Raw genomic sequence first — 19,260 nt, 5'->3', positions numbered from 1 at the left:
GGCGACGTATTCGCCCGCATCAGCGGACGCTTCGCGCGATCGCCCGTCACCCCCGGAGCCGGTGAGACCGGACCGGGAAGGAGTGACGAAGTCGTGCAAAGACCGGACTTCGAGCAGCCGATGCGTGCTGCCCTCGACCTGGCCGCACGCGGTCCCGTCGTGGACCCCAACCCCCGCGTCGGCTGCGTGCTGGTGCGTGACGGCGAGATCGTCGGTCGCGGCTGGCACGCCGGAGCCGGCACACCGCACGCCGAGGTCGGCGCACTCACCGAAGCCGGTGAGAGGGCCCGTGGCGCAACGGCCTACGTCACCCTCGAACCCTGCGCACACACCGGCCGCACCGGACCATGCGCCGACGCGTTGACCGACGCCGGCGTGAGCCGGGTCGTCTACGGCCAGAGCGACCCGAACCCCGTCGCGCGCGGCGGTGGCGAGGTGCTGCGCGGCCGTGGCATCGAGGTCCACGGTGGCGTCCTCGCCGACGAGGCGGCTGCGCTCAACGAGCGCTGGACGTATGCCGTCACCCACGAGAAGCCTTGGGTGACCTGGAAATTCGCCATGACCGTCGATGGCCGGTCGGCCGCCGCCGATGGCACCAGTCAGTGGATCAGCAATGAGCAGTCACGCGCCGACGTGCACGAGCTGCGTCGACACGTCGGTGCGATCGTCGTCGGCACCGGCACGGCGCTCGCCGACGACCCGCAACTGACGGCACGCGCCGCGGACGGTGCGGCCACCGGTCCCCAACCGCTGCGAGTCGTGGTCGGTGACCGTGACCTGCCGGCCGGCGCGCGGCTGTTGGACGACGCGGCGGACACGCTGCACCTGCGCACCCATGACCTGGCAGCCGTCACCAAGGAGCTGCACGCCCGTGACATCCGGACGGTGCTGCTGGAGGGTGGCCCCACCCTCGGAGCCGCGTTCTGCGCCGCCGGACTGGTCGACGAGATCGTCGCCTACGTCGCACCCCTGTTACTCGGTGCCGGCAGCCCCGCCGTCGGCCCGCTCGGTGTCGGGACGTTGTCCGACGCCACCGCCTGGACCCTGTATGACGTCACGCGCCTCGCGGACGACGTTCGACTCAGCTATCGGAGGAAGTGACGTGTTCACCGGCATCATCGAGGAGCTCGGCCACGCGCAAGAGCTTGTCCGCCAAGGCGATTCGGCGACACTGTCGATCGCCGCGCAGGCCGTCGTGAAGGACGCGCAGCACGGTGCGTCGATCGCCGTCAACGGCGTGTGCCTCACCGTCGTCGAGCACTCCCCGGACGGGTTCACCGTCGATGTGATGGCAGAGACCCTGGATCGCAGCAGCCTCGGCGCGTTGCAGCCGGGGAGTCCCGTCAACCTGGAACGTGCCGTTCGGGCCGACGGCCGGCTGGACGGGCACATCGTCCAGGGACACGTCGATGGCGTCATACAGCTGCTGCGCCGGGCGGAGCACGAGCACTGGACCGAGCTGACCTTCTCACTGCCCGAGCAGCTCGCCCCCTACGTCGCGGAGAAGGGATCGGCCGCGCTGGACGGAGTGTCCCTGACGGTGGCATCGGTGGGCGATGACGAGTTCTCGGTGTGCCTCATCCCGACGACGCTCGCGCTCACCACCCTCGGGTCCCGTCAGGTAGGGGAAACGGTCAACCTCGAGGTGGACGTGCTGGCCAAGTATGTCGAGCGCATGGTCGCCGTGCGCTCCACCGGAGGGGAGGGCGGCAGGTGAACTTCTTCGAGCGTCTCTACGACGCCTCGATCACCATCGGCGGGCATGGCATCACCTGGCGCGAGATCATCGGCAATCTCTTCGGATTGGCGTCCGCCATCGGTGGGATGCGCCGTCAGGTGTGGGCCTGGCCGGTCGGCATCATCGGCAACGCGTTGCTCTTCACGGTCTTCTTCGCCCTCGGCTTCACCGCGCACGGCGGACAGGTGATGTTCGGTCAGGCGGGCCGGCAGGTGTTCTTCATCCTCACCTCGCTCTACGGCTGGTGGGTGTGGCAGCGCAACCGTTCCGGGAAGCGTGCCGGGGCACCGGCCGTGCGGCCGCGCTGGGCGACCAGCACCGAACGTCTCGCGTTGCTGGGATTCTGGCTGGTGGCAGTGGTTCTCGTGCAGTGGATCAGCCGCATGATCGGTGTCGGCTGGACCCCGCCGAGCTGGTACTTCTGGGCGGACGCCTGGATCTTCGTCGGCTCGATCATCGCCACCTTCGCCATGGCCCGCGGCCTGAACGAGTTCTGGCTGGCGTGGATCGCCGTGGACCTGGTCGGCGTTCCCGAGCTGATCCATTTCGAGTACTACCCGTCGGCCGCGCTCTACGCGATCTATGCGGCCTTCGTGATCTGGGGATTCACCGTCTGGCTCCGGGTGAGTCGCACGTCCGATCGGGGAGCCGATCTCAACGAGGAGTTGGTGTCATCATGATCAGCACCATTGATGCGGCGCTGTCCGAAATCGCCGCCGGCCGACCGGTGCTCGTCGCAGACGACGCCAACCGGGAGAACGAGGTTGACCTGGTGATGGCCGCCCAGCATGCCGATGAGCGCTGGGTCGGCTGGGCCATCCGGCACGGCTCGGGCGTCATCTGCACGCCGATGCCCGACTCCGTCGCGGATCGGCTCGGGCTGCCGCCGATGGTGTTGCACAACCAGGACCCGAAGGGCACGGCATACACCGTGTCCGTGGACGCGACCGGCCTGACGACCGGCATCAGCGCGGCCGAACGCGCACGGACGATCTCCCTGCTGGCGGACCCGTCGGCGACGTCGGAGACGTTCACCCGCCCGGGCCACGTCTTCCCGCTGCGGGCACGTGAGCGCGGTGTCCTGGAGCGTCCCGGACACACCGAGGCAGCGGTCGACCTGGCCCGCCTGGCCGGCTGCGCACCGGTCGGCGCGATTGTCGAGATCGTGCACGACGACGGTTCGATGATGCGCCTGGAGGACGCCGAAGCGTTCGCGTTGCGCGAGGGGCTGATCGTCGTGACGATCGCCGACCTGATCGCGTGGCGCCGGCTGCATGACCGGGTCGAGCAGCGTGCGCACACGACGCTGCCCACCGCCACCGGCACGTTCGAAACGATCGGGTATGCCGATCTGCTCACCGGCGCCGACCACGTCGCCCTGGTGTCGCCGCTCGGCATACCGGCCGAATCCCCGCTGGTGCGAGTGCATTCCGAGTGCCTCACCGGTGACACCTTCGGCTCCACACGATGCGACTGCGGGCCACAGCTGGCCGAGTCGATGCGCCGGGTCGCAGCCGAAGGCGGCGTCGTGGTCTACCTGCGCGGTCACGAGGGCCGCGGCGTGGGCCTGCTGGACAAGTTGCGTGCCTACTCGCTGCAGGACCAGGGCCTGGACACCGTCGACGCACAAACGGCCCTCGGGCTGCCGGTCGACGACCGCGAGTTCGGCGCCGCCGGCGCGATCCTGCGCGATCTGGGGATCGAGTCGCTACGCCTGCTGACCAACAACCCCGAGAAGGAGACGCAGTTGCGCGAGACGGGCCTGACCATCGAGACGGTGCCGCTGATCACCGATCGCACGGTCAACAACAGCCGCTACCTCGAGACCAAGCGGGTGCGCCTCGGCCACCGCCTGGAGTCGGCATGAGTGAGCGGAGCGAACGACCAGATGGCTCAGTCGAATGCTGGGACCCGACGAAGGAGGGGACGAGCATGAGGAACGCAGCGAACGACCAGATGGCTCAGCCGAATGCTGGGACCCGACGAAGGAGGGGACAAGGATGAGTGGGCATGGAGCGCCGGACAGTGTGGTCGTCGACGGGGCCGGGCTGCGGGTGGCGGTCATCGCGGCGTCGTGGCATCAGCAGGTGATGGACGGCCTGCTCGACGGTGCGCAACGTGGGCTGCAGGACTGCGGTGTGACCGATGTGACGGTCGTGCGTGTCCCGGGGACGTTCGAGCTGACGGTCGCGTGCGCCCGGCTCGCGCCGTCATATGACGCAGTGGTCGCCCTGGGTGTCGTGATCCGCGGTGGGACGCCACATTTCGACTACGTCTGCTCGTCCGCGACGTCCGGCATCACGGACGTGACCGTGCGCACCAGTGTTCCGGTCGGCTTCGGCGTCCTCACCTGTGACGACGAGAAGCAGGCGCTGGATCGTGCCGGGCTGCCGGACTCGGCCGAGGACAAGGGACACGAGGCCGCCACGGCAGCCGTCGCGACCGCTGTCACCCTCGCCCGGCTGACCGACGCCTCCGGACAGCCCAGGGAAGGGAAATAGTCTCCGCGCATGATCCGGGGCGAACCCAGCCGGACCGCGTGGTCGGCGGCAAAGCATCGTGCAGCTCACCAGATCGTCGATGGCGCAAGCGTTTTCGACGATCCGATGGCGATCCCGATGACCGGGTGGAGCGAGCAGCGGATTGCCGACGACGTCGCAGAGCATCCCGAACGTCGAGGGATGCGCTTCTTCATCGCGGCGCGGCACCAGTTCGCGCGCGAGGTCCTGCGGGCGGCTTCGGGACGGAACGATGGCCCGGTGCAGGTCGTGATTCTCGGCGCCGGACTGGACACCACGGCATATCGCGATGGCATCGAATCAACGCAGGTGGCAAAGGTTTTCGAGGTCGATCACCCGGACACCGGCGCCTGGAAGCGCGATCATCTACGTCGTGAGGGCATCGCAGCGACGGCCCCGGTCGCGTATGTCGGTGTCGATTTCGAGACAGAGTCCTCTCGAGGGTCCTCTCGAGGCGCATTGCACGCCGCCGGCCTCGACCCGGAATCTCCCGTCGTGGTGGTGTGGCTCGGCGTACTCGTCTACCTGACCCGTCGCGCGATCGAGCGGACCGTGGCAGATCTTGCGGGGCTCGCGACCGCAGGGGTCGACCTGGTCTTCGACTATCCGGAGCCGACCGACGGGCTGTCGGGACCGGCCGCCCGGTCGCGAGCCCGGAGTGCCGCACGCGTCGCGGCGATCGGTGAGCCGTGGCTGTCGTCATACCGGCCCGAGGAGATGGCGGCGATGCTGGCGGAGGGTGGCTTCGGCGTCGTCGAGGACCTGACGACTGCGGGCTGGGTCGAGCGGTTCCTCGGTGTCCCGGCACCCGCCGCAGGTTCGGGCGCGCACCTGCTGCACGCCACGACGCGGGGAGCGCACTGAGCCTCCTCGTCGCTGCGAGCGGCATACGATCGCGGAGTGGACGACCAGCCGAAGCCCTCGTTGACTGATCTCGTCTGGCACTACACGGATGCGGCCGGTCTGCTGTCGATCCTGCGCACCGACACGGTGTGGGCAACGTCGTCGGAGTTCCTGAACGACCGGGGCGAGGTGCAGCTCGGTCGCCAGTTGGCCGAGGAACGGATGCGGGAGCGCGCTCGACTGGAGCCGGACAGCATCTACGGCCGGCTCGGCGGCCTGCTCCGGGCGAACGACGAACGCAACTCGCCGCCCGAGCAGGACGGGGCCGGCGCCATCTTCTTCGTGCTCAGTGCGTCGAGCTCCCCGGATTCCCTGGCGATGTGGCGCAACTACGGTGGCGCCGGCGAGTCCTACGCGGTGGGCCTCGACCCGGCGCGGCCGCTGCGCGTGCTCGGCGAACTCGCGGGCGAGGAGCACGAGGGCGGCCACGGGATGCTGGGCGGGGGAGTCCGGTTGCGGCGCAAGCCGTGGCGCGCCGTGCACTACGACCGTCCGTCCCAGTTGAGCCTGATCGACCACGTGCTGGACGACCGGGCCGGCACCGCCGAGAAGCTGCGGCAGGCGGCGGCCGACCTCGCCGGCGTGGGCGACGCGGAGGACCTGCGCCGCCTGCTGTCGCCGGCGCGACGCGACGATCTGGAGCGCATGCTCGGGGACCTGGAGGACGTCCTGCTGCTGATCAAACATCCGGGGTTCATCGACGAGGACGAGGTTCGTGCGTCCTACGTGCTGTGGTTGCAAGGTGATCGGGGAACGACGATGCACGCCCTGCGCGACGTGATCCAGTACCGCGCCAGCAGGTACGGACTCGCGCCGTACTTGCGGCTGACCGGCCCGGGAGACGACCCGGAGGCACCGCTCAGTGCTCGTCCCTGCCCGCTGCCGATCCGCGCCGTGACCGTGTCGCCGTCGGCGCACGGTGCGGCGGCCGAACAGTCCGTGCGCGACCTCCTGGCAGCGGGTGGACGAGCGGATGTGCCGGTCACCAGATCCGGCATACCGTTCAGAGAGTGATCCGGGTGCGCGCTGCGTGGCCGCGTGCAATTAGCCTTGGCCGCTGTGAAGACGTTCGATCAGCTGCATGCTGAGCTGACTGCCAAAGCCAAGGACCGGCCGGCCGACTCCGGCACCGTGCGCGAGCTCGATGCCGGCGTGCATTTCATCGGCAAGAAGATCGTCGAGGAAGCCTCCGAGGTCTGGATGGCCGCCGAGCACGAAGGAGTGCAGCGGACCGCCGAGGAGATCAGCCAGCTGCTCTATCACCTGCAGGTGCTGATGATCGCTCAGGACATTTCGCTGGAGGACGTCTATGCCCACCTCTGAGACGCTGCGCGTCGCGATGCCCAACAAGGGCGCGCTCGCCGAGGAGAGCGCCCGCCTCATGCGTGAAGCCGGTTACCGGGTGCGCCGTGAGTCCAAGGAACTCGTCGTCATCGACGCCGAGCAGCACATCGAGCTGTTCTACCTGCGGCCGCGGGACATCGCCGTGTATGTCGGGCGTGGCCACCTCGAGGTCGGCATCACCGGCCGTGACCTGTTGCTCGACTCCGAGGCTCCGGCCGTGGAAGTCATGCAGCTCGGTTTCGGCGCCTCGACCTTCCGCTACGCGGCACGTCCCGGCCAGGCGTCCTCGGTGACCGACCTGCAGGGCACGCGGATCGCGACGAGCTTCCCCGGGCTTGTGCGAAAGAACCTCGCGGACAACGGGATCGACGCGTCCGTGGTGCGGCTGGACGGCGCCGTCGAGACCGCGGTGACGCTTGGCGTGGCCGACGTGATCGCCGATGTGGTGGAGACCGGCACAACATTGCGCAACGCCGGGCTCGAGGTCTTCGGCGACCCGATCCTGCAGAGCGAGGCCGTGCTGATCCGCCCGCAGGACCGCACCGGGAGCAACCCGTCGGTGGACGTGCTGCTGCGGCGGTTGCAGGGCGTCCTGACGGCGAGCCGGTACGTGATGATGGATTACGACATCCGGGTCGAGTTGGTGGAGCAGGCGTGCGCGCTCACGCCCGGCCTGGAGTCGCCGACGGTCTCGCCGCTGCACCGCGAGGGGTATGTCGCAGTCCGTTCGATGGTGCCGCGTACCGCGACCAACGCGGTCATGGACGGGCTCTACGAGATCGGTGCGCGTGCCATCCTCGTCACCGAGATCGCAGCCTGCCGGTTGTGACCACGCAGATGACCGAGCACTCCGCTGCCGCGGCCTACGCAACGTTCCGCCCGCGTAGGTCACGAATCGTCAGCGTTGTCATGGCGATTGCCGTGGTCGTCGTGTTCACGATCGTGGCCTTCACCATCCCGCGCGGTGGTGTGACCGGATGGAACACACCCGACTCGGCGGCGATGATCGTCTTCGGGGTGGCCGTCGCAGCGTTCCTGTTGCGCTACGCGCTGGTGCGCGCGACGCCGAGCCCTCAAGGCCTGCACATCCAGAACCTCATCGTGTCCCGCGACGTGGAGTGGGCCGAGATCGTCAACGTGCAGTTCGGCGGCGGAACGCCGTGGCTGGTCCTGGAACTCAGTGACACCGAGACGATGGCGGTGATGGCGGTGCAGCGCTCGGACGGAGCCTTCGCCACCGCCGAGGCCCGGCGGCTGGCCGCCCTGGTCGAGGCCAACAACAGCCGGGGTGCCACCGACTAGTCGTCCGTGCGCAGCACGAGGTGCGCATGCTCGCGGGTGTGGTCGGCGCCGAAGACGGCGTCCTCCTGGTCGGCCCAGCGCTGCCAGTGCGGCGCATAGGCATCGCCGTCGCGGGCCAGTCCACGCTGCTTCCGTATGGCGGGATCGGCTTCGAGCCACACGCGCACGTCGCCATACCGGCGCGCCATACCGACGCTGCTGCCGGCACCCTCGACGATGAGGAAACGAACTCGCGGCACTGGCACCAGGTCGGCGAAGGTGCCTCGTACCCAATCGAATCGGCGGAATGCGGCACCTTCGCCGCGACGCGTCGCCTCCAGCACCTGCGCGACGAGCAGCGGGGGAGTCGCGGCCAGGCCGTCCCAGCCCGGGTACATGTCGTCCAGGTGGACGACCGTCGCGTCCTGCAGTTCAGCGGCAACCGCTCCGGCCAGGGTCGTCTTGCCGGACCCGCTGCGGCCATCGATCGCGACGATGGCCGCAGCGTGGTCCACCGCACGCGCGAGCACAGCGACCTGCTGCGCCTGCGTCGCGGAGACCGGGTCATTCACATGGGCAACCTAATGCAGGGGTGTGAAGTCCCGGGCGGCGATGTGCGCCGGGCGGGGCGCCGATGCTGCGAACGGTTCCACGGGCGTGTTCTCGACACTGTTGAAGACGAGGAAGACGTTCGAGCGCGGGTACGGCGTGATGTTGTTCGACGACGCGTGCATGATGTTCGAGTCGAACCACAGCGCCGAACCGGCCGGACCGGTGAACTGGTCCACGCCGCAGCGCCGCGCCAGATCGGCGATCGCCTCCTCACTCGGCACACCCACCGTCTGCTCCTTGAGCGATGCCGCGTGGTTATTCTCCGGCGTCTCGCCCACGCCGGGCACGAACGTCTGGTGTGACCCCGGCATGACCATCAGGCCGCCGTTGAAGGGGTAGTTCCGGGTCAGCGCGATCGAACAACTCACCGCACGCGGTGCCGGCAGGCCGTCCTCGGCGTGCCAGGTCTCGAAGTCCGAATGCCAGTAGAAGCCGGTGCCCTTGAACCCCGGCATGTAATTGACGCGCGTCTGGTGCAGGTAGACGTCGGACCCGAGCAACTGGCGAGCCCTGTCGAGCACTCGTGGGTCGCGGGTCAGTGCATCGATCGGATCGCTCAGCTTCTCGACCTGGAAGACCGAACGCACCTCCCCGGACGCCTTCTCGGTCACGACGCGCTCGTCGCCCTGCAGGGTCGGATCGGAAGCCAGCCTGTTCAGCTCGCCGGTGAAGGTCTCCACCTCGGCAGGAGTGATGAAGTCCTCCAGGATGGTGAAGCCGTGGCGTTCGTGCTCATCGAGTGCGGCCTCGTCGAACGGACCGTCGGCAGCGGTGCCCCAAACCGTTGGATGCTTGCGTGGTTTCGACTCCTCTGAGCGATGCCGCGTCGGATAGTCGTCCGTCGTGTGAGTTGCCGTCGTCATACTTTTCTCCTCTCGGTCGGAAACGATCGACACCCCCACGCGAGGTCGCGTAGGGGTGTCGGGGGGTCTCGGGTCAGGCGTCCTCGAGCACCAGCGGGTAGACGCCGTTCTCGTCGTGCACCTCGCGGCCGGTGACCGGTGGGTTGAAGACGCAGACGGTTCGCATCTCGGTGCGCGGGAGCACCTGGTGCTTGTCGTGGTCGTTGAGCAGGTAGAGCGAGCCGGGGCGCAACTCGTGGCGCTCACCGGTCGCCTTGTTCACGACTTCGCCCTCACCCTCGACGATGAAGACTGCCTCGATGTGGTTGGCGTACCAGAAGTCGTTCACCGTCCCGGCATACAGCGTCGTCTCGTGCACGGAGAAGCCGACGCCCTCGCGGGCGAGGATGATGCGCTTGCTGCGCCAGTTCTCGGTCTTGATGTCGTGTTCGGTGTCGGTGACGTCGTCGAGTGATCGGACGAGCATGAAGTGATTCCTTTCGAAAGTCTTTGGGGGAGTGCGGGACTCGCGGTCAGTCGTCGAGTGCGGCCGTCGTGGCGTTGCGCAGCAGCGTGAGGCCGTTGGTGAGCTCGTCCTCGCTGATGGTCAGCGGCGGGAGCAGCTTGATGACCTCGTCGCGCGGTCCGGACGTCTCGACCAGCAGGCCCGCCTCGAAGGCGTTCCGGCAGGTCTCGGCTGCCTTCTCCGGGTCGGCGAACTCCAGCCCGCGGATGAGGCCGCGACCCTTGGCGGTCAGCTCGCCCTCCGGGCGCTTGGCGACGATGCTGTTGAGGGTGGCCTCGACGAACGCACCCTTGGTGATCGTCGACTGCTCCAGCGTGTCGTCCGACCAGTAGGTGCGGATGGTCTCGGCCGCGGTCACGAATGCCGGGGCGAAGCCGCGGAAGGTGCCGTTGTGCTCGCCGGGCTCCCACACGTCCAGCTCGGGGCGGATCAGGGTCACTGCCAACGGCAGGCCGTAGCCGCTGATCGCCTTGGACAGGCAGATGATGTCGGGCACGATGCCGGCCTCTTCGAAGCTGAAGAAGCCACCGGTGCGGCCGCAGCCGACCTGGATGTCGTCGACGATCAGCAGGATCTCGTACTTCTTGCACACATCGGCCAGCTGGCGCAGCCACTCCAGGCGCGCGGCGTTGACGCCGCCCTCGCCCTGCACGGTCTCCACGATGACGGCCGCCGGCTTGTTCAGGCCGGAGCCGCTGTCGGCGAGCATCCGCTCGAAGTAGACGAAGTCGGGGACGTCGCCGTCGAAGTAGTCGTCGTACGGCATCGGCGTGGCGTGGACCAGCGGGATGCCGGCGCCGCCGCGCTTCATCGAGTTGCCGGTGACGGCGAGGGCGCCGAGCGTCATACCGTGGAAAGCGTTGGTGAAGTTGACGATCGACTCACGACCGGTGATCTTGCGGGCCAGCTTCAAGGCAGCTTCCACCGCGTTCGCTCCACCGGGTCCGGGGAACATCACGGTGTGGTCGAGTCCACGCGGTCGCAGGATCTTCTCGGTGAACGTGGTGAGGAAGTCCTCGCGTGCCGTGGTCAGCATGTCCAGCGAGTGAACGATGTTGTCCTCGGTGAGGTAGCGCAGCAGCGCGTCCTTCAGGATCGGGTTGTTGTGCCCGTAGCTCATGACCCCGGCACCGGTGAAGAAGTCGAGGTACTGCTCGTCGTCCGGTGTGTAGAGGAAGCTGCCCTTGGCACGCTGGAAGGTCGCCGGCCAGGTGCGCGAGTAGCTCCGGACACCGGACTCAAGGCTGGTTGTGTCGGCTGTCACGGTCATGGTGAGTCCTTCGGTCGAATCGGGGACGTGCACAGGCGATTACCTCGCACGGTGCCGCGATGTCGTCGTCGCGGCGATACAGCGTTGGTGCGCTGGAGCTCAGCGCAGCGGCTGGATCTGCAGCATCGGCTCCCCGGCGTGGCCGTCGGGGAAGTGCTCCGCGGGGATGCCCTGGGACCAGGTCAGTTCGGCGTCGTGCTTGCGCGCGATGCTGGCGAACAGTGCGCGGGACGCACCGTTGGTCTCCTCGACAGTGGCCTCGAGGGCGTCGATCTCACTGGTTGCGATCAGGTGCTCGATCATGTGGGCCGCGACGCCTCGCCCGCGCTGGTCGTCGCGCACGGCGACCTGCCAGACGAACAGGTGGGTGGGCCGTTCCGGCGGGCAATAGCCGAGGACGTAGCCCACAACCTCGTTGTCGCTCAACGCGACTCGGCACGTGGTCGAGAAGTCGCGAGCCATCATCAGGTAGGCGTATGACGAGTTCAGGTCGAGCTCACCGCCGTCCTTGGCGACGGTCCACATGTGCGCACCATCGGACGGGCGCGGCTCCCGGATCACCAGCGTGTGTGTCTCGCTGGGGCGTGGAGCATGCGCTCGGGAGGAGTGCGGAGCATGCTGCTTGGCGGACAGGGGTCGGGTCGGTACTTCGATTGGTATCGGCATGACTGGCGTCGACGTTATGCGCTCGCAGAGCCAAGTCAAGGCAAGTTCTGATCGGCAGTGCAGGATCGAATCACGTTGGGGGAGCGCATTTTCCGCGATCTGGCGTGGACAGCTGAAAATCCCCGGATGTCAAATCGGAGGCCCGAAAATGGGTCTCAACATCTGAGATGAGTTGCAATGGTGTGATTCAGGACCAGGTCCATCGGCCAGGCCGCGCCCGCTCGGAAGACCGGCCCGGTCGGCGGTTTCGGCACCGCTACCCTTGCTTGTCATGACGGTTGCCGTGCGAGTCATCCCCTGCTTGGACGTCGACGCCGGGCGGGTGGTCAAGGGCGTCAATTTCGAGAACCTCCGCGACGCCGGCGACCCGGTCGAACTGGCCGAGCGGTATGACGGCCAGGGTGCCGACGAGCTGACCTTCCTCGACGTGACCGCGAGTTCTGCGGGCCGCGACACGACATACGACGTGGTGGGCCGGACCGCGGAGGAGGTCTTCATCCCGCTCACCGTCGGAGGCGGTGTGCGGACGGTGGACGATGTCGACCGTCTGCTGCGGGCGGGCGCGGACAAGGTGGGGATCAACACCGGCGCGATCGCGCGACCGGCGGTCATCGCCGAGATCGCCGAGCGCTTCGGCTCGCAGGTGCTCGTCCTGTCGGCGGACGTACGGCGCTCGCAACACGGAAACTTCGAGGTGACGACCCACGGCGGGCTGAAGTCCACGGAACTGGATGCGCTCGAATGGTGTTCTCGTGCAGCGACTTTGGGCGTCGGTGAGATCCTGCTCAACTCGATGGATGCCGACGGCACCAAGGACGGCTTCGACCTGGAGCTGATCCGTGCAGTGCGCGCCGAGGTCGACGTGCCGATCATCGCCAGCGGGGGAGCAGGACGGGTCGAGCACTTCGTGCAGGCGGTCGAGGCCGGCGCCGATGCGGTGCTCGCGGCGTCGGTCTTCCACTTCGGAGAGCTGACGATCGGACAGGTCAAGGACGCCCTGCGGGACGCCGGTCACGAGGTTCGCTGATGACCGCGGATGTCGGTCGCCGTGCCAAACGTGCCCCATAGAGCTCGTTCGGCACGGCGTAGAGGTGTGGGACCTCGATCAGAAGCCGAGTGACGATTCGCGGAACGCGGCGACGTCGGCGTCGGAGCCGTCGAGCTCGATGTCGGTGACTGCGACGCGACCGAAGATGTGCAGCAGCACCTCACCGGGCGCGCCGTGCAGCACGACGTTCCCGTGGTCGTCCCGGGGGCTGCGCAGGCTGCGGCGGCCGTGACCGGGGCAGTCCGCGACGACGCCGACGCGGGTGCTGCGCAACGTCATACGGCCGATGCGCGGCAGGATCTTCCACAGCTCGGCCTGTTCCTCGGCGGGCACCTCACGCCGCGCGTCCGGGTGGTCGCCCGCACGCAGCACGTCCTCATGATGGATGAAGAACTCCGAGAGATTCGCCTTCGCGTCCACGCCCGGGAAACCGAACGGTCCGAGCCGTGGTGGGCCGGAGCGCACCTTCTCGACCAGCTCGTCCCACGGTGTCTCCGCGACCTTGCGCTGAATGGATTCAAGGCGCCCGGCCAGCAGCGGGATGAACATTCCGGCCGCGGCGTCCGGCCGGCTCTCGCGGACCACCAGGTGGGCGGCGAGGTCACGGGTGGTCCAGTCGCCGCACAGGGTGGGGGCGTCGGGTCCGACGTCGACGAACGCGTCACACAAGCCGGCGCGTTCGGACTGGGCGAAATTCGGCATACAGGGATCATGGCGCACAACGAGCGGGCACAGGGCATCCGGGCGCGCCCGTCACGACCGCCGGGATGCGGCCGTGCCGAGACCGGAAAGTCGGTGCGGCAGAATGCAACTGTGAGTTCCTCAGCTCTCGACCCCGACATCGCAGCCCTCCTGAAGCACGACCCGGCAGGGCTGGTTCCCGCTGTGATCCAGCAGCACGACACCGGCGAAGTGCTGATGGTCGGCTGGATGGACGACGAGGCGTTGCATCGCACCCTCACCTCCGGTCGGGTGACCTTCTGGTCACGCAGCCGCGGCGAATACTGGCGCAAGGGCGACACCTCCGGTCACGAGCAGCACGTGAAGTCGGTGGCACTCGACTGTGACGGCGACACCCTGCTGGTGCGCGTCGACCAGATCGGCCCCGCATGCCACACCGGTGAGCGGTCCTGCTTCTTCACCGACCTCAAGGCGGTCGAGGTATGAGCGCGAGCACCACAGAGACCGTGCATGCCGAACTCGAGTGGGGTGTGACCTGGCCGAGCCTGCCGCAGTTCCTGCAGCTCGCCGCCGACGGCCGGCGCGTCATACCCGTCGTACGCCGACTGCTCGCCGACGGCGAGACGCCCCTCGGCATCTATCGCAAGCTCGCCGCAGACCGCCCGGGCACGTTCCTCCTCGAGTCGGCCGAGCACGGGGGAGTGTGGTCGCGCTACTCGATCATCGGCGCCGACAGCCGCGCCACGCTCACCGAGCAGGACGGCCACGCAGTCTGGCTCGGGACACCGCCGGTGGGCGTGCCGACCGACGGCACACCGACCGACGTGCTGCGCGACACCCTGCAGGTGCTCGCGACACCCCGGATCCCGGGCCTGCCGCCGCTCACCGGCGGCCTCGTCGGCGCCGTCACGTATGACGCAGTCCGGCACTGGGAGAAGCTGGCCGACTCCGGAGCCGACGATCTGCACACGCCCGAGATCGGGATGGTCCTCGCGACCGATCTGGCGGTGCTCGACCACTCCGACGGCAGCGTGCTGCTGATCGCCAACGCGATCAACCACGACAACACCGACGCGCGCGCCGAGCAGGCATGGGCCGGCGCCGTCGACCGGCTCGACGCCATGCAGGAGGCTCTCGCGGTCGATGCGCCGAGCACCGTCTCGGTGCCCGAGCCGGTGGAGCTGGAGCCGGTCAGCACGCACACGCGCGAGCAGTACCACGACATGGTCGAGCAGGCGAAGGAAGACATCCGCTCCGGCGAAGCCTTCCAAATCGTTGTGTCACAACGCTTTTCGGTGCCCTGCGGTGCCGACGCGCTGGATGTCTACCGCGCATTGCGGGTCGGCAATCCGAGCCCCTACATGTACCTCCTGCGGCTGCCGCACCCGAGCGGTTCGACCTACGACGTCGTCGGATCCAGCCCGGAAGCCCTGGTCAAGGTGACCGGTGATCACGTCATCACCCGCCCGATCGCCGGGTCCCGGCCGCGGGGCAAGAGTCCCGAACAGGACGAGGACCTGGCGGACGAACTGCTCGCCGATCCCAAGGAACGCGCCGAGCACCTGATGCTGGTCGACCTGTCCCGCAACGACCTGCAGAAGGTCTGCGACGCGGGGACGGTCGACACCATCGAGTTCATGCAGATCCGGCGCTACAGCCACATCATGCATCTGGAGTCCACGGTCGTCGGTGCGTTGAGCAGCGGCCGTTCGGCATACGACGCGCTCGTGGCGACCTTCCCGGCCGGCACGCTCAGCGGCGCGCCGAAGCCCCGTGCGATGCAGATCATCGAGCGTCTCGAGGGCATCCGGCGAGGTGTGTATGGCGGGGTCGTGGGCTACTTCGACTTCGCGGGCGACCTGGACATGGCCATTGCGATCCGCACCGCGGTGCTGCAGGACAACGTCGCCTACGTGCAGGCCGGCGCGGGCATCGTGGCCGACTCGGTGCCGGAGTCCGAATACCAGGAGACCCGCACCAAGGCGGCCGCAGCATTGCGCGCGGTCGCCGTGGCCTCGGGGATGCGGGCGATCGGATGATGATCGGGAAACGGTCGATCCTGCTCGTCGGCGCAGTCGCCGTGCTACTGCTGGTCGCGGCCAACACACGCACGTGGGTGAGCGGGTCGGTGACCGACGCGGTCCTGCAAGGTGCGCACACCACCGCGTCGGGCAGCAAGTCGGCGCCGGCCCTGCTCGCCGCGGCACTGGTCGGGGCGGCGGCGGTCCTCGCGACCCTGACGGCCGGGCGCATCGCGCGCTGGATCGCGGCGGTGCTGACGCTGGTCGCCGGGATCGTCGCGATCGTGGCCGTGATCGTGGTCGTGCGCGAGCCGGTCAAGATCCTCGGCGATGTCGCGACGACCATGACCGGGCACACGGGTGACCGGAAGGTCGTCGCGGACCTGACGATCTGGCCGTGGGTGGCACTGCTCGGCGGTGTTCTGCTGGCGCTGACCGGTGTCCTGGCGATCCTCGGCGTCCGCAGCTGGTCGGGTCTGTCCAGTCGGTATGACGCCCCGACGACGCCCAAGGAGACCAGGCGCTCGGACTGGGACATGCTGACCGACGGTGAGGACCCGACGGACCGCCCAGCAGGGTCTGACACAATCAAGGAGCGGCGGACGTCGGACTGATCGGCGCCCGCAGACACCTCATGACGACCAAGAGACCGCCCACGAAGGAGCAACGCCAGATGGCCGAAGAAATCCACGAGGACCACGGACACAGCGTCGCCGCGTGGACCACCGTGTGCTTCCTGCTGCTCGCGTCGATCTCCGTGTCGATCGGCGTCGCCTGGGGTCTGCACCCGTTCTATTACATCGGTGGCGCGCTGGCCGTCGTCGGCGTCCTGGTCGGCAAGGTGCTCGCCAAGATGGGCTTCGGCAACCACCACAAGCTGGATGCCCCGCCGCTCACGGCGGAGGAGCGCTCCCAGCTCGAGTCGCAGCGGGCGTCCTAGGTGGCCACCGTCCTCGACGACATCATCCTCGGGGTTCGCGAGGACCTCGAGGACCGGAAGCGCCACACCTCGGCGGGGGAGATCGCCGACCGGGCAGCGGCCGCCGCACCGGCGATCGACGCGCTGGCCGCGTTCCGTGCCGACGGCCCGGTCAAGATCATCTCCGAGGTCAAGCGCCGCAGCCCGAGCAAGGGTGATCTCGCCGAGATCCCCGATCCGGCGGAGCTCGCCGCGGCATACGAGCAGGGCGGTGCGACCGCCATCTCGGTGCTCACCGAGCAACGCCGCTTCGGCGGCTCGCTCGCCGACCTGGACGCCGTGCGTGCCGCGGTGCGAATCCCGGTGCTGCGCAAGGACTTCATGGTCGATCACTACCAGGTCGACGAAGCGCGGGCGCATGGTGCGGACATCATCCTGCTGATCGTGGCGGCCCTCGATGACGCCGCGTTGCGTGACCTCTTCCAGCATGCGACCGAGCTCGGTATGACCGCGCTGGTCGAGACGCACGACGAGGCCGAGATCGATCGCGCGCTCGCAGCAGACGCCCAGCTGATCGGTGTCAACGCCCGCAACCTCAAGACACTCGACGTCGACCGCGGGGTTTTCGCCCAGCTCGCACCGCGGGTGCCCACCGACCGCGTCCGGGTCGCCGAGTCCGGCATCCGCGGACCGCAGGACGTCGCCGAATACGTCGCGGCCGGTGCCGACGCCGTGCTCGTCGGCGAGGCACTGGTCACCGGTGGCGACCCGCGCTCCGCCATACGCACGATGATCGAAGGATCGCGATGACTCAGACGAACCCACCGCTCGGACGTTTCGGGGCGTATGGCGGCCGCTATGTGCCCGAGGCACTGGTCGCGGCCCTGGAGGAGCTCGACGAGCACCGCCGCAAGGCGATGGCCGACCCGGCGTTCCTCGGTCAGCTCACCGAGTTGCAGCGCAGCTACACCGGCCGGCCGAGCATCATCACGCCCGCGCGCCGGTTCGGTGACGAATACTGCGGCGGTGCACAGGTGGTGCTCAAGCGGGAGGACCTCAACCACACCGGCTCGCACAAGATCAACAACGTGCTCGGCCAGGCACTGCTCACCAAGCAGATGGGTAAGACCCGGGTGATCGCCGAGACCGGGGCGGGCCAGCACGGCGTCGCGACCGCGACGGCCGCCGCCCTGATGGGACTCGAGTGCACCGTCTACATGGGGCGCGTCGACACCGAGCGACAGGCGCTCAACGTCGCCCGGATGGAACTCCTCGGCGCCGAGGTCGTCCCGGTCGACCACGGCTCGCGCACCCTGAAGGACGCCGTCAACGAGGCGTTCCGTGACTGGGTCGCCAATGTCGCCCATACCCACTACGTGCTCGGCACGGTGACCGGCCCCTATCCCTTCCCGGAGATGGTCCGTGACTTCCACCGCGTCATCGGCGTCGAGGCCCGCGGCCAGATGCTCGACGCATACGGTCGGCTCCCGGACGCGGTGCTCGCGTGCGTCGGCGGCGGCTCCAACGCGATGGGCATCTTCCACCGGTTCATCGATGACGAGGGCGTCCGCCTGATCGGCCTCGAGGGCGGCGGCGACGGGCCCGATTCGGGCCGGCACGCGTCACGCTTCAGCGGGCAGGCGACCCCCGGTGTGCTGCACGGCGCGTTCACCTACGTGTTGCAGGACGACGAGGGCCAGACCATCGAATCCCATTCCGTGTCAGCGGGTTTGGACTACCCGAGCGTCGGTCCGGAGCATGCTTACCTGCGTGACTCAGGGCGTGCCGAATACCTCCCGATCACCGACACCGAGGCGATGGACGCCTTCAAGGCCCTCTCGCGGTCCGAGGGCATCCTGCCCGCGATCGAGAGTGCTCACGCGGTCGCGGGGGCGATGAAGCTGGGTCCCGAGCTCGGCAAGGACGCGCTGTTGCTGGTCAACCTGTCCGGTCGCGGTGACAAGGACGTGCACACCGCCGCGCAATGGTTCGGCCTGCTCGACGAGAAGGACACCCAAGTATGACGACCACGCAGCACACCAGCCGGGTGTCCGCCGTGCTCGCGACCGCCAAGGCCGAGGGCCGCTCGGCGTTCGTCGGCTACCTGCCGGTCGGATACCCCGACGTCGACACCTCCATCGAGGCGATGGTGACGATGGTGCGTTCCGGTGTCGACATCGTCGAGATCGGACTGCCCTACACCGACCCGCTGATGGACGGGCCGGTCATCCAGACGGCAGCGACGGGTGCGCTCGCCGCCGGGGTCCACGTGCGTGACGTGTTCCGCGCCGCCGAGGCGATCACGGCCGCCGGTGGAGCGTGTGTGGTCATGACCTACTGGAACCCCGTCCTGCGGTACGGCGTGGACGCGTTCGCCCGGGACCTCGCGGCGTCCGGGGCCTCCGGGCTCATCACGCCCGACCTCGTGCCCGACGAGGCCGGCGAGTGGATCACCGCCAGCGAAGCCCACGACCTCGACCGCATCTTCCTGGTCGCGCCGAGTTCGACGCCGGAGCGACTGGCCATGACGACGGCTGCCTCGCGTGGTTTCGTCTACGCAGCGGCCCTGATGGGTGTCACCGGGGCCCGGTCGGCGGTGAGCGGCGAAGCAGCCGTGCTGGTCGAGCGGGTCCGCGAGATCAGCGACATCCCGGTGTGCGTCGGTCTCGGGGTCTCCACCGCGGAGCAGGCTCGTGAGGTCGCCGGGTTCGCCGACGGCGTGATCGTCGGATCCGCGCTGGTGAGCACCCTGGTCGAGGCGGACAATGCGAAGGACGGGCTCGCACAGCTCGCCCGCACCGCGACCGCGCTCGCCGACGGAGTGCGAGGGCGAGCAAGCAACCGATCGAGCGCAGGGTGAATCGCGAAACCCGACGAAGGAGGGATTCGC

Annotated in this window: 24 protein-coding genes; 18 read left to right on the top strand and 6 right to left on the bottom strand. The window is 68.5% G+C overall.

From position 1 onward, the window contains the following. Positions 1-93: 93 nt before the first annotated feature. From ribD to VG502_RS06800, 10 genes are all read left to right on the top strand, one after another. Entirely contained in the window at positions 94-1,101 is a 1,008-nt protein-coding gene (ribD, locus tag VG502_RS06845) for a bifunctional diaminohydroxyphosphoribosylaminopyrimidine deaminase/5-amino-6-(5-phosphoribosylamino)uracil reductase RibD (protein WP_325549277.1), read from the top strand. Between the two features lies 1 nt (position 1,102). Next, positions 1,103-1,717 (top strand): riboflavin synthase, encoded by a 615-nt coding sequence (locus tag VG502_RS06840; RefSeq protein WP_325549276.1) that lies wholly within the window; start codon positions 1,103-1,105, stop codon positions 1,715-1,717. After that, complete coding sequence (locus VG502_RS06835; protein WP_325549275.1) at positions 1,714-2,418, top strand: nicotinamide mononucleotide transporter family protein; 705 nt, start codon at positions 1,714-1,716, stop codon at positions 2,416-2,418. The genes VG502_RS06840 and VG502_RS06835 overlap by 4 nt, the downstream gene beginning before the upstream one ends. Next, complete coding sequence (gene ribB / locus VG502_RS06830; RefSeq protein ID WP_325549274.1) at positions 2,415-3,605, top strand: 3,4-dihydroxy-2-butanone-4-phosphate synthase; 1,191 nt, start codon at positions 2,415-2,417, stop codon at positions 3,603-3,605. The genes VG502_RS06835 and ribB overlap by 4 nt, the downstream gene beginning before the upstream one ends. Positions 3,606-3,738: 133 nt before the next feature. Then, positions 3,739-4,239, top strand: coding sequence for a 6,7-dimethyl-8-ribityllumazine synthase (gene ribH, locus VG502_RS06825; protein WP_325549273.1), 501 nt, complete (start codon positions 3,739-3,741; stop codon positions 4,237-4,239). 9 nt (positions 4,240-4,248) lie between these two features. After that, positions 4,249-5,121, top strand: a complete 873-nt coding sequence (locus VG502_RS06820) for a class I SAM-dependent methyltransferase (protein WP_325549272.1) — start codon at positions 4,249-4,251, stop codon at positions 5,119-5,121. A 36-nt stretch (positions 5,122-5,157) separates the two neighbouring features. Next, complete coding sequence (locus tag VG502_RS06815) at positions 5,158-6,174, top strand: DUF2971 domain-containing protein (protein ID WP_325549271.1); 1,017 nt, start codon at positions 5,158-5,160, stop codon at positions 6,172-6,174. Positions 6,175-6,219: 45 nt separating this feature from the next. After that, entirely contained in the window at positions 6,220-6,483 is a 264-nt protein-coding gene (locus VG502_RS06810) for a phosphoribosyl-ATP diphosphatase (RefSeq protein ID WP_325549270.1), read from the top strand. Beyond that, positions 6,470-7,333, top strand: coding sequence for an ATP phosphoribosyltransferase (hisG, locus tag VG502_RS06805; RefSeq protein ID WP_325549269.1), 864 nt, complete (start codon positions 6,470-6,472; stop codon positions 7,331-7,333). The genes VG502_RS06810 and hisG overlap by 14 nt, the downstream gene beginning before the upstream one ends. After that, the gene (locus tag VG502_RS06800; protein ID WP_325549268.1) at positions 7,330-7,806 is read left to right on the top strand and encodes a PH domain-containing protein; all 477 of its coding nucleotides are present in this window, start codon (positions 7,330-7,332) and stop codon (positions 7,804-7,806) included. Before hisG ends, VG502_RS06800 begins: the two co-directional genes overlap by 4 nt. On the opposite strand, the gene VG502_RS06795 is transcribed toward VG502_RS06800, so the two are convergent. From VG502_RS06795 to ectA, 5 genes are all read right to left on the bottom strand, one after another. Further along, positions 7,803-8,357: a nucleoside/nucleotide kinase family protein gene (locus VG502_RS06795; protein ID WP_325549267.1), complete on the bottom strand. Its 555-nt coding sequence runs from the start codon at positions 8,355-8,357 to the stop codon at positions 7,803-7,805. The two genes, VG502_RS06800 and VG502_RS06795, sit on opposite strands and share 4 nt — an antisense overlap. Positions 8,358-8,366: 9 nt before the next feature. Further along, positions 8,367-9,260 (bottom strand): ectoine hydroxylase, encoded by an 894-nt coding sequence (gene thpD, locus VG502_RS06790; protein ID WP_325549266.1) that lies wholly within the window; start codon positions 9,258-9,260, stop codon positions 8,367-8,369. A 73-nt stretch (positions 9,261-9,333) separates the two neighbouring features. Continuing rightward, positions 9,334-9,726, bottom strand: coding sequence for an ectoine synthase (locus tag VG502_RS06785; protein ID WP_325549265.1), 393 nt, complete (start codon positions 9,724-9,726; stop codon positions 9,334-9,336). A 46-nt stretch (positions 9,727-9,772) separates the two neighbouring features. After that, positions 9,773-11,035, bottom strand: a complete 1,263-nt coding sequence (ectB, locus tag VG502_RS06780) for a diaminobutyrate--2-oxoglutarate transaminase (protein WP_325549264.1) — start codon at positions 11,033-11,035, stop codon at positions 9,773-9,775. 99 nt (positions 11,036-11,134) lie between these two features. Next, positions 11,135-11,599 carry a diaminobutyrate acetyltransferase gene (gene ectA / locus VG502_RS06775; protein ID WP_414655712.1) on the bottom strand — a complete coding sequence of 155 codons (465 nt, stop codon included), beginning with the start codon at positions 11,597-11,599 and terminating at the stop codon, positions 11,135-11,137. Positions 11,600-11,972: 373 nt separating this feature from the next. Between ectA and hisF the strand changes: the two genes are divergently transcribed. Beyond that, on the top strand, positions 11,973-12,728 hold the full coding sequence (gene hisF / locus VG502_RS06770; protein WP_325549262.1) for an imidazole glycerol phosphate synthase subunit HisF: 756 nt from the start codon (positions 11,973-11,975) through the stop codon (positions 12,726-12,728). Positions 12,729-12,806: 78 nt separating this feature from the next. On the opposite strand, the gene VG502_RS06765 is transcribed toward hisF, so the two are convergent. Beyond that, positions 12,807-13,451: a TIGR03085 family metal-binding protein gene (locus VG502_RS06765; RefSeq protein WP_325549261.1), complete on the bottom strand. Its 645-nt coding sequence runs from the start codon at positions 13,449-13,451 to the stop codon at positions 12,807-12,809. 111 nt (positions 13,452-13,562) lie between these two features. On the opposite strand from VG502_RS06765, the gene hisI reads away from it, so the two are divergent. From hisI to trpA, 7 genes are read left to right on the top strand one after another with little or no spacing between them, the layout of a single operon-like run. Next, a complete protein-coding gene (hisI, locus tag VG502_RS06760; RefSeq protein ID WP_325549260.1) occupies positions 13,563-13,916 on the top strand; it encodes a phosphoribosyl-AMP cyclohydrolase in 354 nt (117 codons plus the stop codon). Beyond that, on the top strand, positions 13,913-15,469 hold the full coding sequence (locus VG502_RS06755) for an anthranilate synthase component I (protein ID WP_325549259.1): 1,557 nt from the start codon (positions 13,913-13,915) through the stop codon (positions 15,467-15,469). Before hisI ends, VG502_RS06755 begins: the two co-directional genes overlap by 4 nt. After that, positions 15,466-16,065 carry a Trp biosynthesis-associated membrane protein gene (locus VG502_RS06750; protein WP_325549258.1) on the top strand — a complete coding sequence of 200 codons (600 nt, stop codon included), beginning with the start codon at positions 15,466-15,468 and terminating at the stop codon, positions 16,063-16,065. The genes VG502_RS06755 and VG502_RS06750 overlap by 4 nt, the downstream gene beginning before the upstream one ends. A 59-nt stretch (positions 16,066-16,124) precedes the next feature. Beyond that, positions 16,125-16,391: an HGxxPAAW family protein gene (locus VG502_RS06745; RefSeq protein WP_325549257.1), complete on the top strand. Its 267-nt coding sequence runs from the start codon at positions 16,125-16,127 to the stop codon at positions 16,389-16,391. Further along, positions 16,392-17,180 (top strand): indole-3-glycerol phosphate synthase TrpC, encoded by a 789-nt coding sequence (gene trpC / locus VG502_RS06740; RefSeq protein ID WP_325549256.1) that lies wholly within the window; start codon positions 16,392-16,394, stop codon positions 17,178-17,180. It begins immediately after the preceding gene. Further along, positions 17,177-18,394, top strand: a complete 1,218-nt coding sequence (gene trpB / locus VG502_RS06735; protein WP_325549255.1) for a tryptophan synthase subunit beta — start codon at positions 17,177-17,179, stop codon at positions 18,392-18,394. Before trpC ends, trpB begins: the two co-directional genes overlap by 4 nt. Next, positions 18,391-19,230 carry a tryptophan synthase subunit alpha gene (gene trpA, locus VG502_RS06730; protein WP_325549254.1) on the top strand — a complete coding sequence of 280 codons (840 nt, stop codon included), beginning with the start codon at positions 18,391-18,393 and terminating at the stop codon, positions 19,228-19,230. The genes trpB and trpA overlap by 4 nt, the downstream gene beginning before the upstream one ends. The last annotated feature ends 30 nt before the right edge of the window (positions 19,231-19,260 follow it).

It is taken from the genome of Flexivirga sp., assembly GCF_035551235.1.
Taxonomy (GTDB): Bacteria; Actinomycetota; Actinomycetes; order Actinomycetales; family Dermatophilaceae; genus Flexivirga.
The sequence above is the reverse complement of the archived record's forward strand: the minus strand, read 5'-3'. Positions and strand labels throughout refer to the sequence as shown.

Bases quoted from the DNA above. Each gene is read 5' to 3' on its own strand.
- thpD (WP_325549266.1), bottom strand. From the start codon at position 9,260: ATGACGACGGCAACTCACACGACGGACGACTATCCGACGCGGCATCGC.
- VG502_RS06765 (WP_325549261.1), bottom strand. From the start codon at position 13,451: ATGCCGAATTTCGCCCAGTCCGAACGCGCCGGCTTGTGTGACGCGTTC.
- VG502_RS06755 (WP_325549259.1), top strand. From the start codon at position 13,913: ATGAGCGCGAGCACCACAGAGACCGTGCATGCCGAACTCGAGTGGGGT.
- ribB (WP_325549274.1), top strand. From the start codon at position 2,415: ATGATCAGCACCATTGATGCGGCGCTGTCCGAAATCGCCGCCGGCCGA.
- hisG (WP_325549269.1), top strand. From the start codon at position 6,470: ATGCCCACCTCTGAGACGCTGCGCGTCGCGATGCCCAACAAGGGCGCG.
- VG502_RS06745 (WP_325549257.1), top strand. From the start codon at position 16,125: ATGGCCGAAGAAATCCACGAGGACCACGGACACAGCGTCGCCGCGTGG.
- ribH (WP_325549273.1), top strand. From the start codon at position 3,739: ATGAGTGGGCATGGAGCGCCGGACAGTGTGGTCGTCGACGGGGCCGGG.
- ectB (WP_325549264.1), bottom strand. From the start codon at position 11,035: ATGACCGTGACAGCCGACACAACCAGCCTTGAGTCCGGTGTCCGGAGC.
- VG502_RS06820 (WP_325549272.1), top strand. From the start codon at position 4,249: ATGATCCGGGGCGAACCCAGCCGGACCGCGTGGTCGGCGGCAAAGCAT.
- VG502_RS06750 (WP_325549258.1), top strand. From the start codon at position 15,466: ATGATGATCGGGAAACGGTCGATCCTGCTCGTCGGCGCAGTCGCCGTG.
- trpA (WP_325549254.1), top strand. From the start codon at position 18,391: ATGACGACCACGCAGCACACCAGCCGGGTGTCCGCCGTGCTCGCGACC.
- VG502_RS06785 (WP_325549265.1), bottom strand. From the start codon at position 9,726: ATGCTCGTCCGATCACTCGACGACGTCACCGACACCGAACACGACATC.
- trpB (WP_325549255.1), top strand. From the start codon at position 17,177: ATGACTCAGACGAACCCACCGCTCGGACGTTTCGGGGCGTATGGCGGC.
- hisF (WP_325549262.1), top strand. From the start codon at position 11,973: ATGACGGTTGCCGTGCGAGTCATCCCCTGCTTGGACGTCGACGCCGGG.